This is a genomic window from Paenibacillus sp. FSL R5-0345, from assembly GCF_000758585.1.
In the GTDB taxonomy this organism is placed as follows: domain Bacteria; phylum Bacillota; class Bacilli; order Paenibacillales; family Paenibacillaceae; genus Paenibacillus_AQ.
The window spans coordinates 4254492-4273046 of record NZ_CP009281.1; the positions used below are offsets into that span (position 1 = coordinate 4254492).

At 39.2% G+C, this 18555-nt stretch carries 17 protein-coding genes; 5 read left to right on the forward strand and 12 right to left on the reverse strand.

Annotated features, from left to right (window positions below):
* Position 1: 1 nt before the first annotated feature.
* From murQ to R50345_RS31710, 3 genes are all read right to left on the reverse strand, one after another.
* Positions 2-907 (reverse strand): N-acetylmuramic acid 6-phosphate etherase, encoded by a 906-nt coding sequence (gene murQ, locus R50345_RS18860; RefSeq protein WP_042129111.1) that lies wholly within the window; start codon positions 905-907, stop codon positions 2-4.
* A gap of 573 nt (positions 908-1480) precedes the next feature.
* Positions 1481-2344, reverse strand: a complete 864-nt coding sequence (locus R50345_RS18865; protein WP_042129113.1) for a MurR/RpiR family transcriptional regulator — start codon at positions 2342-2344, stop codon at positions 1481-1483.
* A 511-nt stretch (positions 2345-2855) separates the two neighbouring features.
* Entirely contained in the window at positions 2856-3131 is a 276-nt protein-coding gene (locus R50345_RS31710; RefSeq protein ID WP_081954129.1) for an MMPL family transporter, read from the reverse strand.
* Between the two features lie 223 nt (positions 3132-3354).
* Between R50345_RS31710 and R50345_RS18875 the strand changes: the two genes are divergently transcribed.
* Both R50345_RS18875 and R50345_RS18880 read left to right on the forward strand, forming a co-directional pair.
* The gene (locus R50345_RS18875; protein ID WP_042129117.1) at positions 3355-4056 is read left to right on the forward strand and encodes a response regulator transcription factor; all 702 of its coding nucleotides are present in this window, start codon (positions 3355-3357) and stop codon (positions 4054-4056) included.
* 6 nt (positions 4057-4062) lie between these two features.
* On the forward strand, positions 4063-5454 hold the full coding sequence (locus R50345_RS18880; RefSeq protein ID WP_042129119.1) for a sensor histidine kinase: 1392 nt from the start codon (positions 4063-4065) through the stop codon (positions 5452-5454).
* 82 nt (positions 5455-5536) lie between these two features.
* Here R50345_RS18880 and R50345_RS18885 read toward each other — a convergent pair whose 3' ends face one another.
* The 4 genes from R50345_RS18885 to R50345_RS18900 form a co-directional block, all read right to left on the reverse strand.
* Positions 5537-5890, reverse strand: a complete 354-nt coding sequence (locus R50345_RS18885) for a YxeA family protein (protein ID WP_042129121.1) — start codon at positions 5888-5890, stop codon at positions 5537-5539.
* Between the two features lie 5 nt (positions 5891-5895).
* Positions 5896-7815, reverse strand: coding sequence for an ABC transporter permease (locus R50345_RS18890; RefSeq protein ID WP_042129123.1), 1920 nt, complete (start codon positions 7813-7815; stop codon positions 5896-5898).
* A complete protein-coding gene (locus R50345_RS18895; RefSeq protein ID WP_042129125.1) occupies positions 7802-8569 on the reverse strand; it encodes an ABC transporter ATP-binding protein in 768 nt (255 codons plus the stop codon). The genes R50345_RS18890 and R50345_RS18895 overlap by 14 nt, the downstream gene beginning before the upstream one ends.
* 249 nt (positions 8570-8818) lie before the next feature.
* On the reverse strand, positions 8819-9967 hold the full coding sequence (locus tag R50345_RS18900; protein ID WP_042129127.1) for a VanZ family protein: 1149 nt from the start codon (positions 9965-9967) through the stop codon (positions 8819-8821).
* 184 nt (positions 9968-10151) lie between these two features.
* Here R50345_RS18900 and R50345_RS18905 point away from each other — a divergent pair, with 184 nt between their 5' ends.
* On the forward strand, positions 10152-11198 hold the full coding sequence (locus R50345_RS18905) for a DUF418 domain-containing protein (RefSeq protein WP_042129130.1): 1047 nt from the start codon (positions 10152-10154) through the stop codon (positions 11196-11198).
* 146 nt (positions 11199-11344) lie between these two features.
* Here R50345_RS18905 and R50345_RS18910 read toward each other — a convergent pair whose 3' ends face one another.
* The gene (locus R50345_RS18910; protein ID WP_042129132.1) at positions 11345-12610 is read right to left on the reverse strand and encodes a hypothetical protein; all 1266 of its coding nucleotides are present in this window, start codon (positions 12608-12610) and stop codon (positions 11345-11347) included.
* Between the two features lie 249 nt (positions 12611-12859).
* Here R50345_RS18910 and R50345_RS18915 point away from each other — a divergent pair, with 249 nt between their 5' ends.
* Positions 12860-13333 carry a hypothetical protein gene (locus tag R50345_RS18915; protein ID WP_042129133.1) on the forward strand — a complete coding sequence of 158 codons (474 nt, stop codon included), beginning with the start codon at positions 12860-12862 and terminating at the stop codon, positions 13331-13333.
* Between the two features lie 86 nt (positions 13334-13419).
* On the opposite strand, the gene R50345_RS18920 is transcribed toward R50345_RS18915, so the two are convergent.
* Both R50345_RS18920 and R50345_RS18925 read right to left on the reverse strand, forming a co-directional pair.
* Positions 13420-13986 carry a sugar O-acetyltransferase gene (locus R50345_RS18920; protein WP_042129136.1) on the reverse strand — a complete coding sequence of 189 codons (567 nt, stop codon included), beginning with the start codon at positions 13984-13986 and terminating at the stop codon, positions 13420-13422.
* 91 nt (positions 13987-14077) lie between these two features.
* Positions 14078-14527 carry an SDR family oxidoreductase gene (locus R50345_RS18925; protein WP_269321965.1) on the reverse strand — a complete coding sequence of 150 codons (450 nt, stop codon included), beginning with the start codon at positions 14525-14527 and terminating at the stop codon, positions 14078-14080.
* A gap of 143 nt (positions 14528-14670) precedes the next feature.
* On the opposite strand from R50345_RS18925, the gene R50345_RS18930 reads away from it, so the two are divergent.
* A complete protein-coding gene (locus R50345_RS18930; protein WP_042129138.1) occupies positions 14671-15567 on the forward strand; it encodes a LysR family transcriptional regulator in 897 nt (298 codons plus the stop codon).
* Positions 15568-15666: 99 nt separating this feature from the next.
* On the opposite strand, the gene hcp is transcribed toward R50345_RS18930, so the two are convergent.
* On the reverse strand, positions 15667-16959 hold the full coding sequence (hcp, locus tag R50345_RS18935) for a hydroxylamine reductase (RefSeq protein ID WP_042129140.1): 1293 nt from the start codon (positions 16957-16959) through the stop codon (positions 15667-15669).
* Between the two features lie 93 nt (positions 16960-17052).
* The gene (locus R50345_RS18940) at positions 17053-18459 is read right to left on the reverse strand and encodes an MFS transporter (protein ID WP_156114827.1); all 1407 of its coding nucleotides are present in this window, start codon (positions 18457-18459) and stop codon (positions 17053-17055) included.
* Positions 18460-18555: the final 96 nt, after the last annotated feature.

Genomic DNA, 18555 nt, shown 5'->3' on the forward strand with positions numbered 1-18555 from the left:
CCTAAACCAATGATGCGATTGCCTGTTTCAAGCGTCCTCCGTTTGTGTTAAGTACTTGTTCTGCTTCTTTTGCATCTAACCCCGATTTAATCATCATAATTGCCAGCTTACAGTTCATAGATGCTTTTTCAAGTGTTTCTGCGGCGGTTGATGTATCTACACCAGTCGTGTTCATGATGATACGAATCGAGCGATCTACGAGCTTAAAATTACTAGCCTTCAGATCAACCATCAAGTTGTTGTACGTTTTTCCTAACTTGACCATTGTGCATGTTGTCAGCATATTAAGCACCAACTTCTGAGCAGTTCCTGCCTTTAATCGAGTCGAACCGCTAATGACCTCAGGTCCTACAACAGGTGTTATACAAACATCTACAATGGGTTCGAACTTTGAGCCTCTGTTGTTACAAACACCGATAGTGGCTGCTCCAAGTTCCTTTGCTTTCGCTAAAGCTGCAATAACGTAGTTTGCACTACCGCTTGCCGAAATCCCAATAAGTACATCTTTGTTTGTTACACCAATGCTTTCGATTAATGCGATCCCTTCATCCATATCGTCTTCACAGCCTTCAACCGCAGTACGCAAAGCAATATCACCACCAGCAATATAGCCCTGCACCAAGGAAGGATCTGTACCAAAGGTAGGAGGACATTCGGAAGCATCCAGAACACCTAATCTTCCTGATGAGCCAGCTCCTATGTAAAACATTCTTCCACCATTAGACAACCTATGATGTAGAATATCTACCGCCTTTGCAATCTGCGGAATCTCCTCAGCTATAGCTCTGGGGACCAGTGCATCTTGTTGATTCATTAACTGGATCATTTCTTCCGTAGTACATTCATCAATCATTAATGTGTCTGGATTCACAGCCTCTGTTGTCAATCCCGCAAGGTAGTCATTCATAGCCATCCTCCTTCTTCCTAGCCTTAATCTGTCATGAAATTAACAAAACGCGTTAGATTAACTCACAATTATTATGTTCTTATACTAATACAACACCATCGCTTCGTCAATAGATTTTGAAATATAATTTCATAAAGAAATTATATTCTGATGTTTTATTTCATTCCTTACACACTATGTTATACCACATTTATAAAGCGCTTACAAGATACAATTTAAATTTTTACAAATTGCTTTGATCGCTATGGCTCTAAGGTTAAAGCGATTTAAAAAAATGTATTATTTGCTGATTATCGCTCCAAACGAAACATAAAGTTACATCATCCGTGTTCAACCGGATGATGTTTCATCTTCAATTCCATTCATTTTCTTCCTCATAATTGTGTGCCAAGCTATTAATTATTGAATTAAACTACTTATTATATTCATTAGATCAACGTATTCATCATGTAGATAATCTGACATGGATTGATAAGTAGTACATTTTAGTACACGAATAAGTGAATGAAATACAAAAAAAAGAAAGCATTGATCCATGATCAATGCTTTCCTCCACATTCATTCTATCAGAACCTAATTTCTAAGTTTTTTCTTTAATATATTATGCGTTTTTGTTAAGTAGGTTTTTACTTCTTCATATTCTGCACTTGCCACACCAGCAAATAATATGTCGATGATCGTAAGCATCGCAATACGCGAGCCCATAGCCCCACTGCGGATTGTTATTTCAGGTGTGGATATGCTCAGTACAATATCCGCCCGCTCCGCAAGCTCACTTTTATTGTACTTCGTAATCGCAATACATTTCGCTCTATTCTTTTGGGCAATTTCCAGTGCATCAATAATATCACTAGTTGCTCCAGAGTTAGAAATGAAAATGGCAACATCATCTTTCTCAAGTAAAGTTGCTGCCGTGAGCTGACTATGACCATCTGTATAGGCATGACACATCTTATTAATTCGCGAGAACTTCTGTTCCCCATCCATACAAACGAGTCCCGAAGCACCTATTCCAAAGAAAACAATTCGCTTACTATGACATAGTAATTCTACAGCTCTTGTAATTTCTTTTCGATCAATAACACTAAGCGTATCCTCAATGGACTTGCAATTATTCAATGAAATATTTGATATAATTGTCGAGAGATCATCACCTGGCTGAATATCTGTATATTGAGCCTTTGAATCCTCATCACGAGAACCCAAAGATGCCGATATACTCACAATAAAATTGCGGTATCCGCTGTAACCCATCGTCTTACAGAAACGAAGGACAGATGCATCGCTTGTCTTACTCGATTGAGCCAATTCCTTAATCGACAAATGAGGGATCTCTTCCGTATTTTCTAAAATGTAATCTCCGACCAATCGTTCAACTGGTGTAAAACTCTCTCGCATATCACGAATTTTAATTAATACGTTGTCATTTAGACTCATAATCTACCTACTCTAGATTTAATTAACACCTTTAATATTATCATAAACAATATAAACAACCTATTTCAATAACAAAATACGTTTTGGCATATCAAAAGCTAGTATTAATTAATCTATTAAAATCATCCTACTCTTAGGTCATCTGGTGACTTTACGTTGATTATAGCGTAATAAAGTTGTAAGGTATAGTCGATAATTACATACTTTCTGATATGGTGAAACTAGCGACCACAAAGGTCCCCTAAGATTCTTTCTATTGTTCTCAGCATACGTAATACGCATGTATTTTTAAATTTTACTGCCGTCTAAATATAACTCGATTTGTCAACTACATTCTTTGATGTAGCACCATAAAGGCAGTAGACAATACTACGCCAACCATATAACGCGATGCCACTCCATTCTTGATCCAACATCCCCTTCAAGCTCGTTATACCGCATCATCGGGAATATGCTGTAATCAACGCCTAGGGCTGCAACCATAATGAAGCTGAAAATGGAACGATCCAACTCAAGATTTCACTGATTCCAAAAGAAGTAAGTACACTAGCACCAAGAAAGCAATAATGAACAGAGAACTGGACACAGAGCGCGTAATGACTATTAGCACAATTATGATTCCGACCAGCATAATCACGGCTGTACGTACAAAGTCATCCTGTGAAATATTCTGCAAATCAACATTGGTTGCTGTTGTTCCTGTTAAGTCTGCTTGCACCCCTGGCAAATCGCTGCCATTTAACGTAAGCTCTACTTGCTTGTCCTTGTTTAGATTCATACTTATCATTTTTTTCCAATAAATTCACATGGATACCAAAATAGGATCTCCCTACCGTCAGAAGTGATATTAATGGAATAACCGGAAAGCGGAATATAATCATTCACCGAATATTGCTTTGCTATGTTCGTCTAAGTAATACCCATCTTCATGCAAGCCTTTCTTTTGCTTTTTTGCGAAAGAATTAAAGTACTTTATAATGTAGATAATGTTGTGTTATGGAGGGAAACAAATGGCAAGTCATAAATGGGTATTAATCATAGACGATGAAGATGATTTAGCGCGTCTAATGAAGGCAGTTTTACATAAAGAAGGTATTCCGGACGTTGTAACTGCCGGGACAGTTGCAGAGGGATGGGACAAGTTCCAGGAGTATAATCCTGAACTAATCTTGCTAGATATTATGCTGCCAGATGGAGAAGGCTATGACTTATGCAGAAAAATTCGGGAAACATCAAATGCACCGATCTTATTTATGTCCGCAAAGGACGAGGAAATTAACAAGCTTTTAGGGCTGGCGATAGGTGGCGATGATTATATTACTAAACCATTCAGTCCAAAAGAAGTCGCTTATCGGGTAAAGGCACAACTAAGAAGAGCTGGCTTTACAGAGGAAAAAAAGGCTCCGAAAAGCTTGCAGGTTGGCCCTTTTGAGCTTAGTGCCAATGAGACAGAATTAAAAAAGAATGGCGAACTCCTTGTGCTTACCGCCAAAGAAGTCGGTTTAATGAGCTGTTTTATGCATCATCCGAATCAGATCATAAGTAAAGAGACCTTGTTTGAACAGGTATGGGGTGAAGATTTTTTTGGTTCCGATAATACAGTGATGGTACATATTCGGCGCTTACGCGAAAAAATTGAGGTAGACCCTTCAAAGCCTGCCTTTATATTAACGGTTAAAGGGTTAGGTTATAAATTACATACCAAGGGGTGAGACAAGTTGAAATGGAAATTAACACTCCGATTTTTAAGATCGGTTATGACTATTGTTGTAATCGTTGGTATCGTAAACGCTATTTTGTTCCTTTTCCTATTCTTTATACAGCTAAAGAATAATAATTTTGGCACTGAAGAAGCGTCTGCAGAAACCTTTAGCCGGACCTTTTCACAATATGTAGAACTACAATCTGGCAAACCTGTTGTAAACGAAGAAGGCCTCAAAAAACTACAAGAAATGAGCGCCTGGGTACAATTTCTGAATGAACATGGGGAGCAAGTATCAGCATTTAATACCCCTGAAGAGTTGCAAACAGAGTATACCCCGATTGAGATTGTACAAATGTATAAATATAAAGAATTAGATGCAAGCACGACAGTTTTTGTCAGCACAGCTCAAAATTTCAGCTACTTCTTAGGGATTCAAAATCCTAAAATAGGCCGCTACGTATTGACCTATGATTACGCTAAAATTTTCAAGGATGTTAATGTTTTTCTTTCCATTTTTTTAATCGTGGATGTGCTTATTGTAATTATCATTGGATTTCTATTTGGGAAAAAGTTAACTGCACCCCTTCATACCTTAATAGATGGTATTCAACAACTCAGGGAACGACGGTTTAAGAAAATGCCTGCTCCCAAAGGCGTTTATGAAGATGTTTTTCGTAATATGAATGAACTATCTGAAAAGCTTGATCGGCACGAAGAGGAACGTAAACGCCTAGATCAAATGCGTGAGGAATGGATTAGCAATGTTTCGCATGACATGAAAACACCACTGGCTTCTATTCAAGGTTATGCAGAATTTATAAATGACAGTGCCACAGATTTAACAGCCCAAGAATTACAGGAATACACAGCAATTATCAAGAGTAAATCGATGTATATGAAAGATTTGTTAGATGACCTCAATTTAACGACGCGTTTGCGTAATCACCAGCTATCCCTGCAATTTGAAGAGGTGAATCTCGTTCAGTTTCTACGAGAAATAACAATTGAACTTTTAAATGACCCAACCTTTGGTGAAAGGCAGATCGAATTTGAGGCAGATGAGGTTAAAGCAGTACATAAAGTGGATAAAAAATTACTAAAACGTGCAATCCTTAACTTTATCTACAATGCGCTGGTGCACAACGATGAAAATGTCGTGGTGAAGATTCGAGTGGAGACCATTAATCCGCATAACCAAATTACAATTTCGGATAATGGCCAGGGTATTCCGGCTAAAGATCTGGAACAGGTTTTCGAACGCTACTATCGGGGTACAAACACAACAAGCAAGCATGGAACTGGGTTAGGAATGGCCATCGCAAGAGACATTATTTGGGCTCATGAGGGGAAACTCGATTTGGCGAGCGTTGAAAATACCGGAACCACCATTACTATTCTTTTATAATATAATTACCTTACTTACTCATTAGACAGAGAAAAGGGCTGTGCTCCATTTACTTTTTTGGAGACAGCCCTTCTTCAATTTATTAGTTTTTTATTGCTTTTAACGGAATATCCTCTAATCTCACTTCATCATATGAGGAGACTTGATCGCCTTTTTTTACATACATTTTCAAGTAGGCGCCTTTACGAAGGTTTTTCTGTGCATTAAATTCCAGTGTAATGGTATTACCTTTGGCATTTGTAGCCTCTAGTGTATAAGAATAAGAGGTCATGACTGAACCATCGCTCAGTTTATATTCATGGGGTTCCCCATCCTCTGTGATTTGTAAGTAGTAATTTTCGGCATTGACGCGATTGAAATCAATCTTCGCTATAGCAAAGACCCCTACAACTCCAATAACAAACAAAATACCAATAGTAATTAGAAATTTTTTCATCTCAATCATCCTTCTGTTCTATTATTTAGTGTAATAATACGATTGTAAGAAGCTACGGTTAAGAAATAATACAACCCGTAAATTACGGTATAAGCAATCATCCAGAGCAACACAGGTTTTGCTAAATCTATCATCATTAGACTAGAAAATGCTTTTAAAGCCACTACACTATGCAACAACCCTACTATAAGCGGTACAACAAAGATAACGAATACCTGTGACGCAATGGATTTTCGCATTTCTTTTGCACTGACACCCATTTTATGCAGCATATTGTACTGTGATTTATCCTCTTCTGCCTCTGTTAAAACTTTAAAGTAAATGATACTGCCTGTTGCAGCCAGAAATACGAGCCCAAGGAAACTTCCGATAAACAGTAGAGAACCCACGCCTTCCAAACTTGTTTGGTAATCTTGTGGACCACTTGAAAATAGCGCTTCTTCAGGTAATTGGTTTGCAATTTTTTTAGATAAATCCACAGACGCATCATCTACCCCAAGTACACGATAGTGCAGCACTTCCCCGTCATTTTGCAACACTTTATACTGATCCTCCGAGACTACCACGGTTATACCTGCTGTGCCTGCATTCAATACGCTTTGCGTTTTAAAGCTTTGGAATGTGAGAGGATGGCCGTTACCTGTTGTTATCGTTTTCCCTGTATATATAGGTGAGAACCTTTTGTCATATCCGATATCTAAAATAACCGCGTAGCCGTCCTTTACATCTAATTTTTCTTTATGCTGTACACTTGCTAATTGGTTGTATGTTTTTTCATCGATAACTGTATATTCTCTTTTATCAGTGCTATCGAACGTTGATGGCGAGTTTAACTCTTTCGTATGAAATGTAATGGATAGTGCTTCAATATTTTTATCGTATTTTGTATCTGGTAACACAGCACTCACTTGTTTATCCATTTCTGCATCTGTTGATTGATACATAAAGGTATTCGGATTAATTGTTTGCGCCGAGTCATTCGTATTGTAATAAAGGCCATACACCGCTCCACCGGCAGTTACTGTCGTAGCACTTAACACAGCAATCACAGTTAATGTACGTGCATTTCCACGGATACGATAAAGCAATTGCGAAATGGTTATTACATGAAGGCCTTTCCACAGCCACTTTTCATTCTTCTTAATCATTGCTAACACAAAGCCAGTCACACTATGGAACAATAAAAATGTACCCATAATAACCGTTGTTAAAATAATTAATACAGTCATGAGAAATCCGATTTTTTCCCATATCTTAGAAGTGAAAAGGTCCTGCATCGCGAGCCAATAGCCCAAGACAATGAGCAACACTCCAAGAACAGCTACTATCATAGATGGTTTAGGTGCCACTTCTCCCTTTTTGGAAGCATGAAATAAATCAATCAGCTTAAATTGATAGATCAAGCGATAGCCCTGAAACGATGTCACTAAGAAAATAACTAGAAATACGATAGCCGTGTTCATCGCTGCCGCCGCTGAAAATGTAAAGGGTGCTACAACGTCATAACCCATTAAATGAATCAGAATCGTCTTAAATCCTTTAGAACATAGGAACCCAAGTACAATCCCAACTACTAAAGAGAATAATCCTAATAAGAGATTTTCAAAAAAGAGCATAAAACCTATTTGTCGATTACGTACCCCTAGCAACGCATACAGTGCGACTTCTTTTTTACGTTTTTTCATAAAAAACGAATTGGAATAAGCTATAAATATGAATACGAAAAAGATAAGAATGACTGCCGCTCCACTCATTAGTGAACCAAGTCTTTGGGATGAAGCTGTCTGTTCTGCTATCGTATCGCTATATTTTAAGGTCACAAATGTAAAGTAAATGATGATACTAAACACCATCGATGCAATGTATAAGAAATATTGAGAGAAGTTTCGTGCTATATTTTTTCTTGCTAGACTAAATAACGTCATCAACCTCACCCCCAATGGCCGAATGAACATCTAAGATCTCTTGGAAGAAGGCTTTGCGTGTCTGATCACGACGATAGATTTCTGTTGAAAATGAACCATCCTTGATGAAAATAATCCGGCGGCAGAAGCTTGCGGCAAAGGCATCATGGGTCACCATCATAATGGTCGAATTATTATTTTCATTTAAAGAACTTAAGCTTTCCAATAAATCTGTTGCTGATTTGGAGTCAAGGGCGCCAGTTGGTTCATCAGCCAATATCAGCGCAGGCTCTGTCACAAGCGCTCTAGCCGCAGCGGTTCTTTGCTTTTGACCACCAGAGATTTGGTACGGATATTTGGTCAGTAAATCTTCAATACCAAATACTTTGGAGATCTGAGTCACGAGGTGATTGATTTTCTTCGCTGGAATTTTAGCAATCGCCAGAGGAAGCAATATGTTCTCCTTTACAGTTAAGGAATCGAGTAAATTGTAATCTTGGAAGATGAAACCGAGATTTTCACGTCGGAAGTCTGACAAAGCTGCTTCCTTCATATCATGAATACTCTTGTTCTTCATATAAATTTTCCCTTCAGTTGGAGAATCAATGGTTGCTAACAAATTTAGCAAGGTTGATTTTCCAGCGCCGGAAGGTCCCATAATCCCTACAAACTCACCTGCTTGAATGTCAAAAGACACGTTTTCTAACGCTGTGTAAGCAGCGCTTAACTTCCCGTACACTTTTTTTATGTTTTCTACTTTTAATAATGCTTCCATACATTTCACCTCATAATTTGCTGATACTTTTACTATAGGCTGCGAACCTTACAGCAAATTCATGCCAACCTTACAACAAGCTTAAATCTACCAAGAAGAAACGAGTTGTCTTCCTTTAAAGAAGACAATGTTTCTCGAAGAAATATAAGGATAATTTATAACATGGAACATATAAATTCTTATATTTAAAAAAGGGATACCCTGTAGCCATTTAAGACTACGGAGTATCCCTTTGCTATTGAAAAGAACTCATTTTCTTCTGGTTGTATACAAATCAGAAGCTTCATCAAAGTAAAAGCGGCGTTTTTGTTCGCCAAACACGACTAAGATCACATGGATGAACAACACGATCGTTAAAATGATAGAGGTCAATCCAGCACCTAGTGTTAAGAATATAGATGCCTTATAAAATGGTGAGTCCATTGATAGCTCCACGTTATTCAAGGTTTTCGCAATGACCGTTATGAAGTACATCGCGTAAATCGCACCAAAACGTTTAAATAATCGCTTGTTAGTTTCCCCTCGACTTATATTACTGTCATAGCGATAACGCATTATTTTCGTACCGATTGTCGATCCGTTCCAAATCCATGGAATAATAAAGAAGGTTACAAAAAGCGTAATTGTACTCGCAATAAATTCACTAACCATATTAACGTTGGTCATACTCAACACAATTTTAACTACCATGTTGCTGATCAATAGATCAATAATAACTGCCAACAACACAGACATCCCTCTTACTTCATCAAGAGCTAATAATCTTTCTGCTTTCTCATTAATTTTCTTTTTTGATGGGAATAACGCTAATACAGCTGGAGCAATAAAGAAGCCCAGCACCCCGCCGGCAGTATTCAACAATAAATCATCCACATCAAAAATGCGATAAGGGCAATTATAAATCCCATAAATGCCGGTTACCTGTGTTACCTCATAAAATAATGTTAATAAGAACGTGATTGCTAGCGCTTTTTTCCAGTATTTCTTCTCTTGAAAAAAATATCGCAAATAAACACCAAAAGGTAATAATAGCAAGAAATTAAAAAATGCTTGATAGAATGAAGGTTGGCTAAATAACAGTCTATAAGTTGAAGGCTGTGATAACACGATACCACTATTCCCAAAGGTGCTCACAATAAATTGAAATGGCATAAGTGAATAATGCTGTGTACCCGGTTTTTGAAGAGAACAAGTGTTGCGTACCTCTGGCAACGGTAACAATACTAAAAATAACGCTGCTAGAAAGTAAAAGATAAACGAAAATGAAATTAAAGTAGTAGAAAATGGCAGGTAATTGTATTTTCTATACGTATAAATGAGCCATGGAATAAATAAAGCAAATGCTAAAAGAACAAAAAAGATTGCAGCCACAAAGATTGGCTGAGTATATGCTGACATTTCTAGTTCACACCCCAAAATGATTTAGTATTTATATTAACCATATAACGGATTCTAATTCAACTGGAAATGGAACATTTTATCATATTTAAGGATTCTGTAATGTTGGCATCAAATTAATGTAAGGTTCGCAACTTATACTGACTCCTAGATAATTAAATTTTTATTCAAAGGAGAACCATACATGAATCCCTCCATTTCACAAAAAGAAAGAATTATTTCACTCGATATCATTCGCGGACTTGCTCTTTTTGGCATACTGCTTATAAATGTCGGGGCCTTTAAACTTATTATGGAAGGAGATCCCTTACCAGACTATAGCGGCATTAATGGAATCATCAATAGTTTGATAATCATCTTCGTACAGAAAAAGTTCTTTTCTATTTTTTCATTCCTATTTGGAGTAGGTCTATTCATCTTCGCCTCAAGAGCCGAAAGCCGGGGAGATAAACCAAGATGGCGTATGGCTAGACGATTACTTACCCTCTTACTGCTGGGAATCGTGCATGTGTTTATCTTTTGGGGAACCATTCTACCCGTATATGCCGTCATCGGATTGTTTCTGATCCCTTTTTATCACACAACGGTTTCTACACTTAAAAAGTGGCTTATTAGTGTGACATCCATATACATCATTTCCTTGACGGTAAAAATATTTTCACCATCGCTAGGGACAATCTCATCTATCCTTGATATTTTTTCTAATGACGCTATGCTAATCTTTATTATGTTTTTAGCTGGTTTTTCAACTGCAAAGTCAGGTTGGCTAACACATATACAAAAATTATCAAAACCAATTAGATGGATTCAAATGGCATCATTTCTTGTGTTCGTTGGTTTCTCATTATGGATTTGGAACGCTACTCAAAGCGGGAGCAGCAATGTGGATTCAGTTACGGGCTTAGGATCACTTCCAACCACTTTGTTTTACTTAACAACATTATTTCTACTATTAGAAAACAAACAAATGGTGAAATTCCTGACGCCTATATCCCGGGTGGGTCAAATGGCATTTACAAATTATGTAGCTCAAAGCATTATTGGGACGGCAATCATTTCGATTATAGGTCTCGAAGTCGTTTCACCAAAAGATATTCTCTACATCGCAGTTCTGATTTATATGATTCAAATCATTTTTAGCACCATCTGGTTCAAGTTCTTTTCCATGGGACCTTTAGAAAAGGTCTGGCGATTGATGACCTATGGAACAAAGCATGGAGCAAAAAGATAAAAACAAAGCTTCATAGGGTTGGAGAATTGCTTAAGTCTTATACCTCTGAGTATAAAAAGCAAAAAAAAGAGTCTGAGTGATACGGATATCTCCCTTATCACTTAGACTCTTTATCTAATCATATAGCTATAAGATAGCTTTCACTATCATTCCAAACTACCCAACTCCACCACATCTCCGCTAGTGGCCTTCACGGCATAATTACAATCCAGCTTCCCGCACAGCACATACTTCTTCTGCCCAGAATCATACACATAGACGGGTGTTAATTCGAGCCATCCTTGGAGCTTGTTATAGGCTTCGTTATGACTTACAGTAATCTCTCCTTCGCTCTGGAACTCATCAAACGTATCGAGCAGAGATTTGTTATCCATATAGTTTATAACCTTATAAAGGTTCGCATCGATGAACAGGAGGAGCTTACGCTGGAATATACGATTACTTGGTGCATTCATCCTCAATGTCGCTTGAATATGTCCTCTTTCCCGATGTAACGTCTTCAGTATCCATTGTCCGGATTCATCCGGATAGAGCTGGCTTAGACCAGCTTCGACTCCGGCTATACACTTGAATAATTCTGCGTCTGTGATAGGAAATGAGTCTGGGTGCGGTTCACGAGCTATTGCCTGTTCGATTGTAACCACTTCTTGCAGACGTATCTCCGTCCTTACAAACGGTTCCGTATTCGCTTGCTCCCAATGGATTACTTGATCTATATTCAGTTGTGCTTTCGTGCCTGAAATAATCTCAAATGGGATGGTGGTTCCATCATTTGTAATGTAGATTTCTTCAATCCCATAGATCGGCAGGAATTGCTTCATCTCGTAAACCGGATATTCTATAAGTTGTAGCTGTTTTTTGGCTTGCGGCTCTACCGCTTGAAGTGTGAGTGAATAGTTCTCTTTTTGCACAAGGGATCTAGAAGGAAACTGGACATACACACTGTAAAAAATAAGCCTCCCCTCTGCATCAAAGCGGAGCTCCATCCGCCCACCGGGGGAGACCGGCACGCCGTCTATAGATTCGGCAAAATGATATTCACCTACCTGTTCCTTTATTAGGTGGAATCCTTTACCGTACACGATCCCCGCCTCGGCTTCCATCCACTGGATAACGCCGTTTAAATCAATATTTTGAAATGGTGCCCCATTCGCATATGATTTCCCACCCACAAAAATCACACTTTTATAGTTGCGGGATTGCAGGTCTATAGTGATGACAGCCGTTCCTTCCGGATTGTAATCCTCCTTCCACTCTGTAATATGTGAAGGAAACCATTCCATACTAAGCAAATAGTCGGTCTTTCCCAGTATCGAAACTTCGCGATAAAGTTCATGTGTATGTAAGTAGTAATTGTCCAATCCGTACGTTTCCTGTGCAGCATTAACTAGTTCTTTAATTCGGATATCCATATCAGTGTCCCCCGCAAAATTGATGCCTCCATCATAACATTTCTGTTACATATTCCACGAGCTTATGCTATGGACTTTGCTGGTGTTCAGAAAATGATCAGTAGCATGGGGTTTAATAATGTTTAAGGGCTTCAGACCCTCTAAAGGAGGAATAGGATGACTCCAATTAGGCTGCATCCTCTAACTACTCCTTCATCAGAATACTAGAAGTGTTATAGTGACCATATTTTTTATTGGGGGTAAATCATCATGAATGACATCATCAAAGGAAACGGGGAATTAATACAATTCTTCCCGATTCCACCGCATCTTTATAGTAAGGATATTGCTTGTCTTGTAGCTGTGGCTTATGTAGAAGAACAGGGAGCAAATTTAACGGGCCTCATAAATGCTCTATACGCCAAGGGATATACAAACCTGGATCATTTACTAAATTCCACATGGAAAGAACTATACCAGGTTCGGGGGTTGGGCTACAATAGACTGAAGCTTCTGCTTCGTTTACTAGAACGAATTTCTGCAGATCCCAAGACCATAGAAAACTACAACATCGTCCCTCGTGTAACAATCCACAGTAAAAAGGAAATGAAAGAATTAACTTTAAAAAAGATTATTAAGAAGTATAACGAAACATCAGTGGAGTTATTGACTAAAGCTGCCGAAAAAGAAGCTCGTTTAAAGAAAATTAAAGATAGACTCCGTGAAATGGGGATGATCCTTTAACAAAACCCCGCCAGTATAATCACTGACGGGGTCTTTTTATCTTTCTATCAATGCGTCCCTCTCTACAAATTCAGTTTTCCAAATTCTTAAATTTTTTTGAGCTCTTTTGCTGGTACTCCTGCAACGACAGAATTCTCTTGAACATCTTTAGTGACAACTGCTCCTGCCGCAATAACAGAGTTATCTCCAATCGTCACCCCGGGCAGTATGGTTGCGTTTGACCCAATCCATACATTTTTTCCAATGATAACTGGAGAGGGGTAGGTTACATTTCTCGTTTCTAAAGGTAATCCATGATTAAGTGTAGCAATCGTGACATTCATACCAATCATTGTACCGTCCCCTATTCTGATTCCTCCTCGATCTTGGAAGGAACAGCCTGTGTTGAAAAACACATTCTTTCCTATAGTAATATTTTTTCCAAAGTCTGTATAAAACGGCGGAAAACACATAAAAGACGAATCAACTTCAGTGCCCGTAAGTTCACTAAAAATCTCCACTATTTCTTCTTTTGAATGATAGGATGAATTCAATTCCATCGTGACCTTTTGGGCTTGATAACTGCATTGAGTTAATAATTCATGTAATTCTTTATCCTCACCCGAAATTGGATTTCCTTTCTTACAAAAATCCATAAAATCATTCATATCCATTTTAAAAATCACCACCCAAATTTATTTATATTTCTGATAATTCGATTCATATGTCTTGTCTTAATCCTTCCATAATGGCACGAACTGCAAACTATGTTCCACAGTTCACGGCTGAATTAGGGTATACTACATGTCCTGCCACAGAATCTGTTGCAATAATATGCCCTGATTTTTGTTTTTCCATAATTGGCAACACCGCAGCGATTCCGTTCAAAACACCCATGATATTGATATCAATCATTTGCTTCCACTCTTCACGACGCCCTTCCACGATTGGTGCTGTTGGCATTATACCCGCATTGTTATAGAGAACATCGATACTGCCATATGTGTCTAATGCGAGTCTAGCGACCTTGTTCACATCATCATAGTTTGTCACATCCGCTTGTTGAATGAGAATATTTGATTTAGGAAATTCTTCTTTAATAGCTTCGAGACGATCCAAGCGGCGTGCAGCTAAGAGCAACTTCGCATCACTTTTTGCAAGTACCTTTGCAGTTGCTTCACCGATTCCACTTGATGCGCCCATAATAATAATCACTTTATCTTTTATAGCTATCTATAAACCCTCCTTTAAAGTTAAACCTTTTCTTTCACATCATAAGTTGATATGATTCGAATAACTAATACTTATATTAAATACTCTCTTATGCCTTTTAAGCATAGATAAATAAGGAGACTGTTATGGAAATTCGAGTATTACGCTATTTCATTGCTGTAGCGAATGAAGAGAATATATCGTCGGCTTCAAAACAGCTGCATTTGTCTCAACCTACATTATCAAGACAATTAAAAGACCTTGAAACGGAATTAGGAGCCATTCTATTTGAAAGAGGAAATCGAAAAATCACTTTAACAGATGAAGGGAAATACTTATTTAAAAAAGCGAAGGAAATCGTTGAGCTAGTAGATAAAACTGAAGCAAATTTTAAAGAATCAAAAGAATTGATTAGCGGAGAAATTTACATAGGCGGTGGTGAAACTGAAGCTATGAATTTTATTGCCAGAGCATCAAAAGAATTACTTGAACAGTATCCAAGTATTCGATTTGATTTATACAGTGGTAATGCTGACGATATTACTAACAAGCTAGACAGTGGATTATTGGACTTTGGCATTGTCATAGAACCCACAGATAAACAAAAATATGATTACATAAAATTACCCGCTACTGATGTTTGGGGTGTTTTAATGCGCAAAGATAGTCCTTTAGCGTACAAGCAGTTCATTCAGCCAATAGATTTAATAGATAAACCACTTTTGATTTCACGTCAAACTGCTGTCAGTAACGAATTCACAGGATGGTTTGAAGCGAATATTGAGGATCTCAATATTGTCGCAACCTACAATCTGCTGTACAATGCTGCACGAATGGTCGAAGAAAATATTGGATATGCATTATGCTTGGATAAACTTATTAATACATCAGGAGATAGCAAGCTTTGCTTTAAACCTTTAACCCCCAAATTAGAGGCTAATTTAAATATTATCTGGAAAAAACATCAGGTGTTTTCTAATGCAGCAAATAAATTTTTAGATCAACTTCGCAACAATATAAAAATACACAATTCATATCTGTAGAAAATAACCCTATATAAGCGACAAGACACAAGAAAAGCCCAAGCTTTATCCTCAGCTTGAGCTTAGTCTTGCAATATTAAATGTAATGCCCTTATTACCTTACGACAAAGCCAACATCGCGTTCATATCTTCCTCGGCAGTGGTAATCAGCTTCAATCCAAAAAGTTCAACTAGCACATCCAACACACCATCCGAGATGAACTCCGGCGGCTTCGGCCCGATGCGAATGTCTTGAATACCTAGGCTGAATAAGCCCAGCAGAATGGCTACCGCTTTTTGCTCGAACCATGACAGCACGATGCTTACAGGCAGCTCGTTCACCGTACAATCAAATGCTTCAGCCAAAGCCAAGGCAATCTTCACCGTAGAACCGGAATTATTGCATTGTCCAAGGTCAATGTAACGCGGAATGCCCGTATCTCCAACGGTTCCATAATCCACATCATTAAAGCGGAATTTCCCGCAGGAAGTGGTTAAAATGACGGTATCGTTCGGTAAGGAAGTCGCCAACTCGCGGTAGTAATTCCCACCTTTACCTGGCGCGTCACAGCCTGCAATAACGAAGAACCGGCGGATATGCCCGTCTTTAACAGCCTGAATGATCTCTGGTGCCAACCCGATTACTGTTTCGTGATGGTATCCTGTCGTGAGTACCAAGTCTGATTCTACATCAGCCGCAGGTAATGACAACGCACGATTAATCAGAGGAGAGAAATCGTCATTCGTGATTTTTGCAACACCTTCCAGCCCCGCCACTTCATATGAGAAAAAGCGGTCTGCATACGTGCCTTTAATCGGCATCACGCAGTTTGTAGTTGCAAGAATCGCACCGGGAAACTGCTCGAAAAGTCTGCGTTGATCGTACCATGCTTTGCCGATATTGCCTTTCAGATGTTTATACTTCTTAAGCGCCGGATAACCATGGGCAGGTAACATTTCCGAGTGAGTATAGATGTTGACGCCCTTTCCTTCCGTCTGCCGCAGCAATTCCTCCAGTGCATACAAATTATGCCCTGTCACCACAATACATTGACCTTCTATTTTGTTCTGGCTGACTGTGATGGGTTGTGGAATCCCAAATCGATCCGTATGCGCACGATCCAGTAGATCCATGACGCGAACTGCCGCATCTCCGACCTTCATCGCCATCTCCAAATGCTCCTGCGTATTAAAGTTAGAATTGGTCAAGGTCATATACAAAGCTTCGTGGGTAATACGGTCCACCTCGGGATCACTATATCCTAGCTGCCGAGCATGTGTCGCATAGGCTGCAATTCCTTTTAGAGCAAAAATCATCGTATCCTGCAAACTCGCGATGGTTTCATTTTTGCCGCATACTCCCACAACGGTGCAACCGCCAGTTGGTGTCTGTTCACATTGGTAACAAAACATATCGTTATCCTCCATATCGAGATAATCTTTCGTTACTCACAACGTAACAGAACTCCAAACCTTGAGTTGTGATTACACACACATTTTTTTATATCAAAGAGATTTTAATGTCCGTCTATTAATAACAATCATCAATATAATAACGCCTATACAAATAACAATATTAATCCCAAAAACCATTTTGAACGCCTGAATCGAATTCCTCTGCCCTATCTCCCCGCTCACCATCCCTAGCCCTAGCCCAAGCGCTGAGCCAAAGACCATACCCGCATTTCGTGTTAAGGCAATTAATCCTCCAATTGAACCTACGTGTTCCCTGGGCGTCTGCTTCATAATATAACTATTATTCGGTGAAGCAATAAGCCCCATCCCGAGTCCAATAAGACATAGAATCGCAGCGATTCCATACACCGGTATATTCTCCAAAAATATTAGCAACAGGATGAACCCGCTTCCCATGCAGCTCAGCCCCATTAACATCAGCCGACGAGAACCATAACGATCAGACCAGTAACCGGCAAGAGGACCTGAAAATGCTAATGCAATGGGATAAGCTGCCATAATGTAGCCTGTCTTAGATGAAGTGAATCCAGCCGCTGTTCCCATTAAATAAAATGGAATAAGGACGAGCACGGTATTAGAAAGGATAAAAGAGGCACAGCTAACGATCAAGCCACCCGCTACAGCAGGAATTTTCAACGCCCGAAGAGGTAGAAAAGGTGTCTTTTGCCTCCGTTCCCATAATAGATACGTAATCAACAGCAGGAAAAATCCCATCAAACTAGCCATCGTCCGCGTGGACACCCAACCCCATTTGCTCCCATTTGTAATAACGAGAAGTAGCAAGGTAAACCACGCCATGAACAAGCCCGCGCCCGCGATACTTACAGTTCCCGACTTGCGCTCATGCACACGGCTCGGAATGTACCGATAGGCCATAACTGTAGCCACAATTGCCACAGGAACATGGATCAAAAATAGCCATTGCCAACTGAGCCACTCCGCAATCAGACCTCCTGCAATAGGGCTGGTCATCCCGCCCAGTGCGACAGCAGTACTTAGAATTCCGAGTGCCCGTCCCCTCTGTTCTTTCGGCATATGAACGCTGATAAGCGCAATATTCGTTGCTTGAAACATCGCAGCTCCTATCCCCTGCACAACTCTAAGTACAAGTAATATTGGCAGATTAGGTGAAAAAGCGACCATGATCGAACCAACCGTAAAAATCACATATCCGAGATTGTGAATACGGCGAAAACCATAACGATCACCCAATTTCCCCATCACAGGGAGAAGCGCAGTAATCACAAGTAGATACCCCGTTGTGATCCATAATCCTTTTGCAAGCTCAGTTTGAAAATGACTTATAAAAAAAGGAAGCGATACATTCATAATTCCGGCAGTAAAATGAGAAATAAAAGCCCCCATACAAATAGCCGCCATCATACCCAACCGCTGCCTGCGCGTACCTGTTAGCTCTGTATTTTTTGCAATACTCATGCTGATCCCGCCCCCACTCATCATTGTCTAAGAATTACTAACAATTATAAGTAGATCCCTTACAAGGACAATCCCATAAAGATGGGATAGAGAGGG

Coding starts and splice junctions, on each gene's coding strand:
- murQ (WP_042129111.1), bottom strand. CDS start 907: ATGAATGACTACCTTGCGGGATTGACAACAGAGGCTGTGAATCCAGAC.
- hcp (WP_042129140.1), bottom strand. CDS start 16,959: ATGTTTTGTTACCAATGTGAACAGACACCAACTGGCGGTTGCACCGTT.
- R50345_RS18940 (WP_156114827.1), bottom strand. CDS start 18,459: ATGAGTATTGCAAAAAATACAGAGCTAACAGGTACGCGCAGGCAGCGG.
- R50345_RS18910 (WP_042129132.1), bottom strand. CDS start 12,610: ATGGATATCCGAATTAAAGAACTAGTTAATGCTGCACAGGAAACGTAC.
- R50345_RS18865 (WP_042129113.1), bottom strand. CDS start 2,344: ATGAGTCTAAATGACAACGTATTAATTAAAATTCGTGATATGCGAGAG.
- R50345_RS31710 (WP_081954129.1), bottom strand. CDS start 3,131: ATGATAAGTATGAATCTAAACAAGGACAAGCAAGTAGAGCTTACGTTA.
- R50345_RS18875 (WP_042129117.1), top strand. CDS start 3,355: ATGGCAAGTCATAAATGGGTATTAATCATAGACGATGAAGATGATTTA.
- R50345_RS18905 (WP_042129130.1), top strand. CDS start 10,152: ATGAATCCCTCCATTTCACAAAAAGAAAGAATTATTTCACTCGATATC.
- R50345_RS18900 (WP_042129127.1), bottom strand. CDS start 9,967: ATGTCAGCATATACTCAGCCAATCTTTGTGGCTGCAATCTTTTTTGTT.
- R50345_RS18885 (WP_042129121.1), bottom strand. CDS start 5,890: ATGAAAAAATTTCTAATTACTATTGGTATTTTGTTTGTTATTGGAGTT.
- R50345_RS18895 (WP_042129125.1), bottom strand. CDS start 8,569: ATGGAAGCATTATTAAAAGTAGAAAACATAAAAAAAGTGTACGGGAAG.
- R50345_RS18920 (WP_042129136.1), bottom strand. CDS start 13,986: ATGGATATGAATGATTTTATGGATTTTTGTAAGAAAGGAAATCCAATT.
- R50345_RS18890 (WP_042129123.1), bottom strand. CDS start 7,815: ATGACGTTATTTAGTCTAGCAAGAAAAAATATAGCACGAAACTTCTCT.
- R50345_RS18930 (WP_042129138.1), top strand. CDS start 14,671: ATGGAAATTCGAGTATTACGCTATTTCATTGCTGTAGCGAATGAAGAG.
- R50345_RS18915 (WP_042129133.1), top strand. CDS start 12,860: ATGAATGACATCATCAAAGGAAACGGGGAATTAATACAATTCTTCCCG.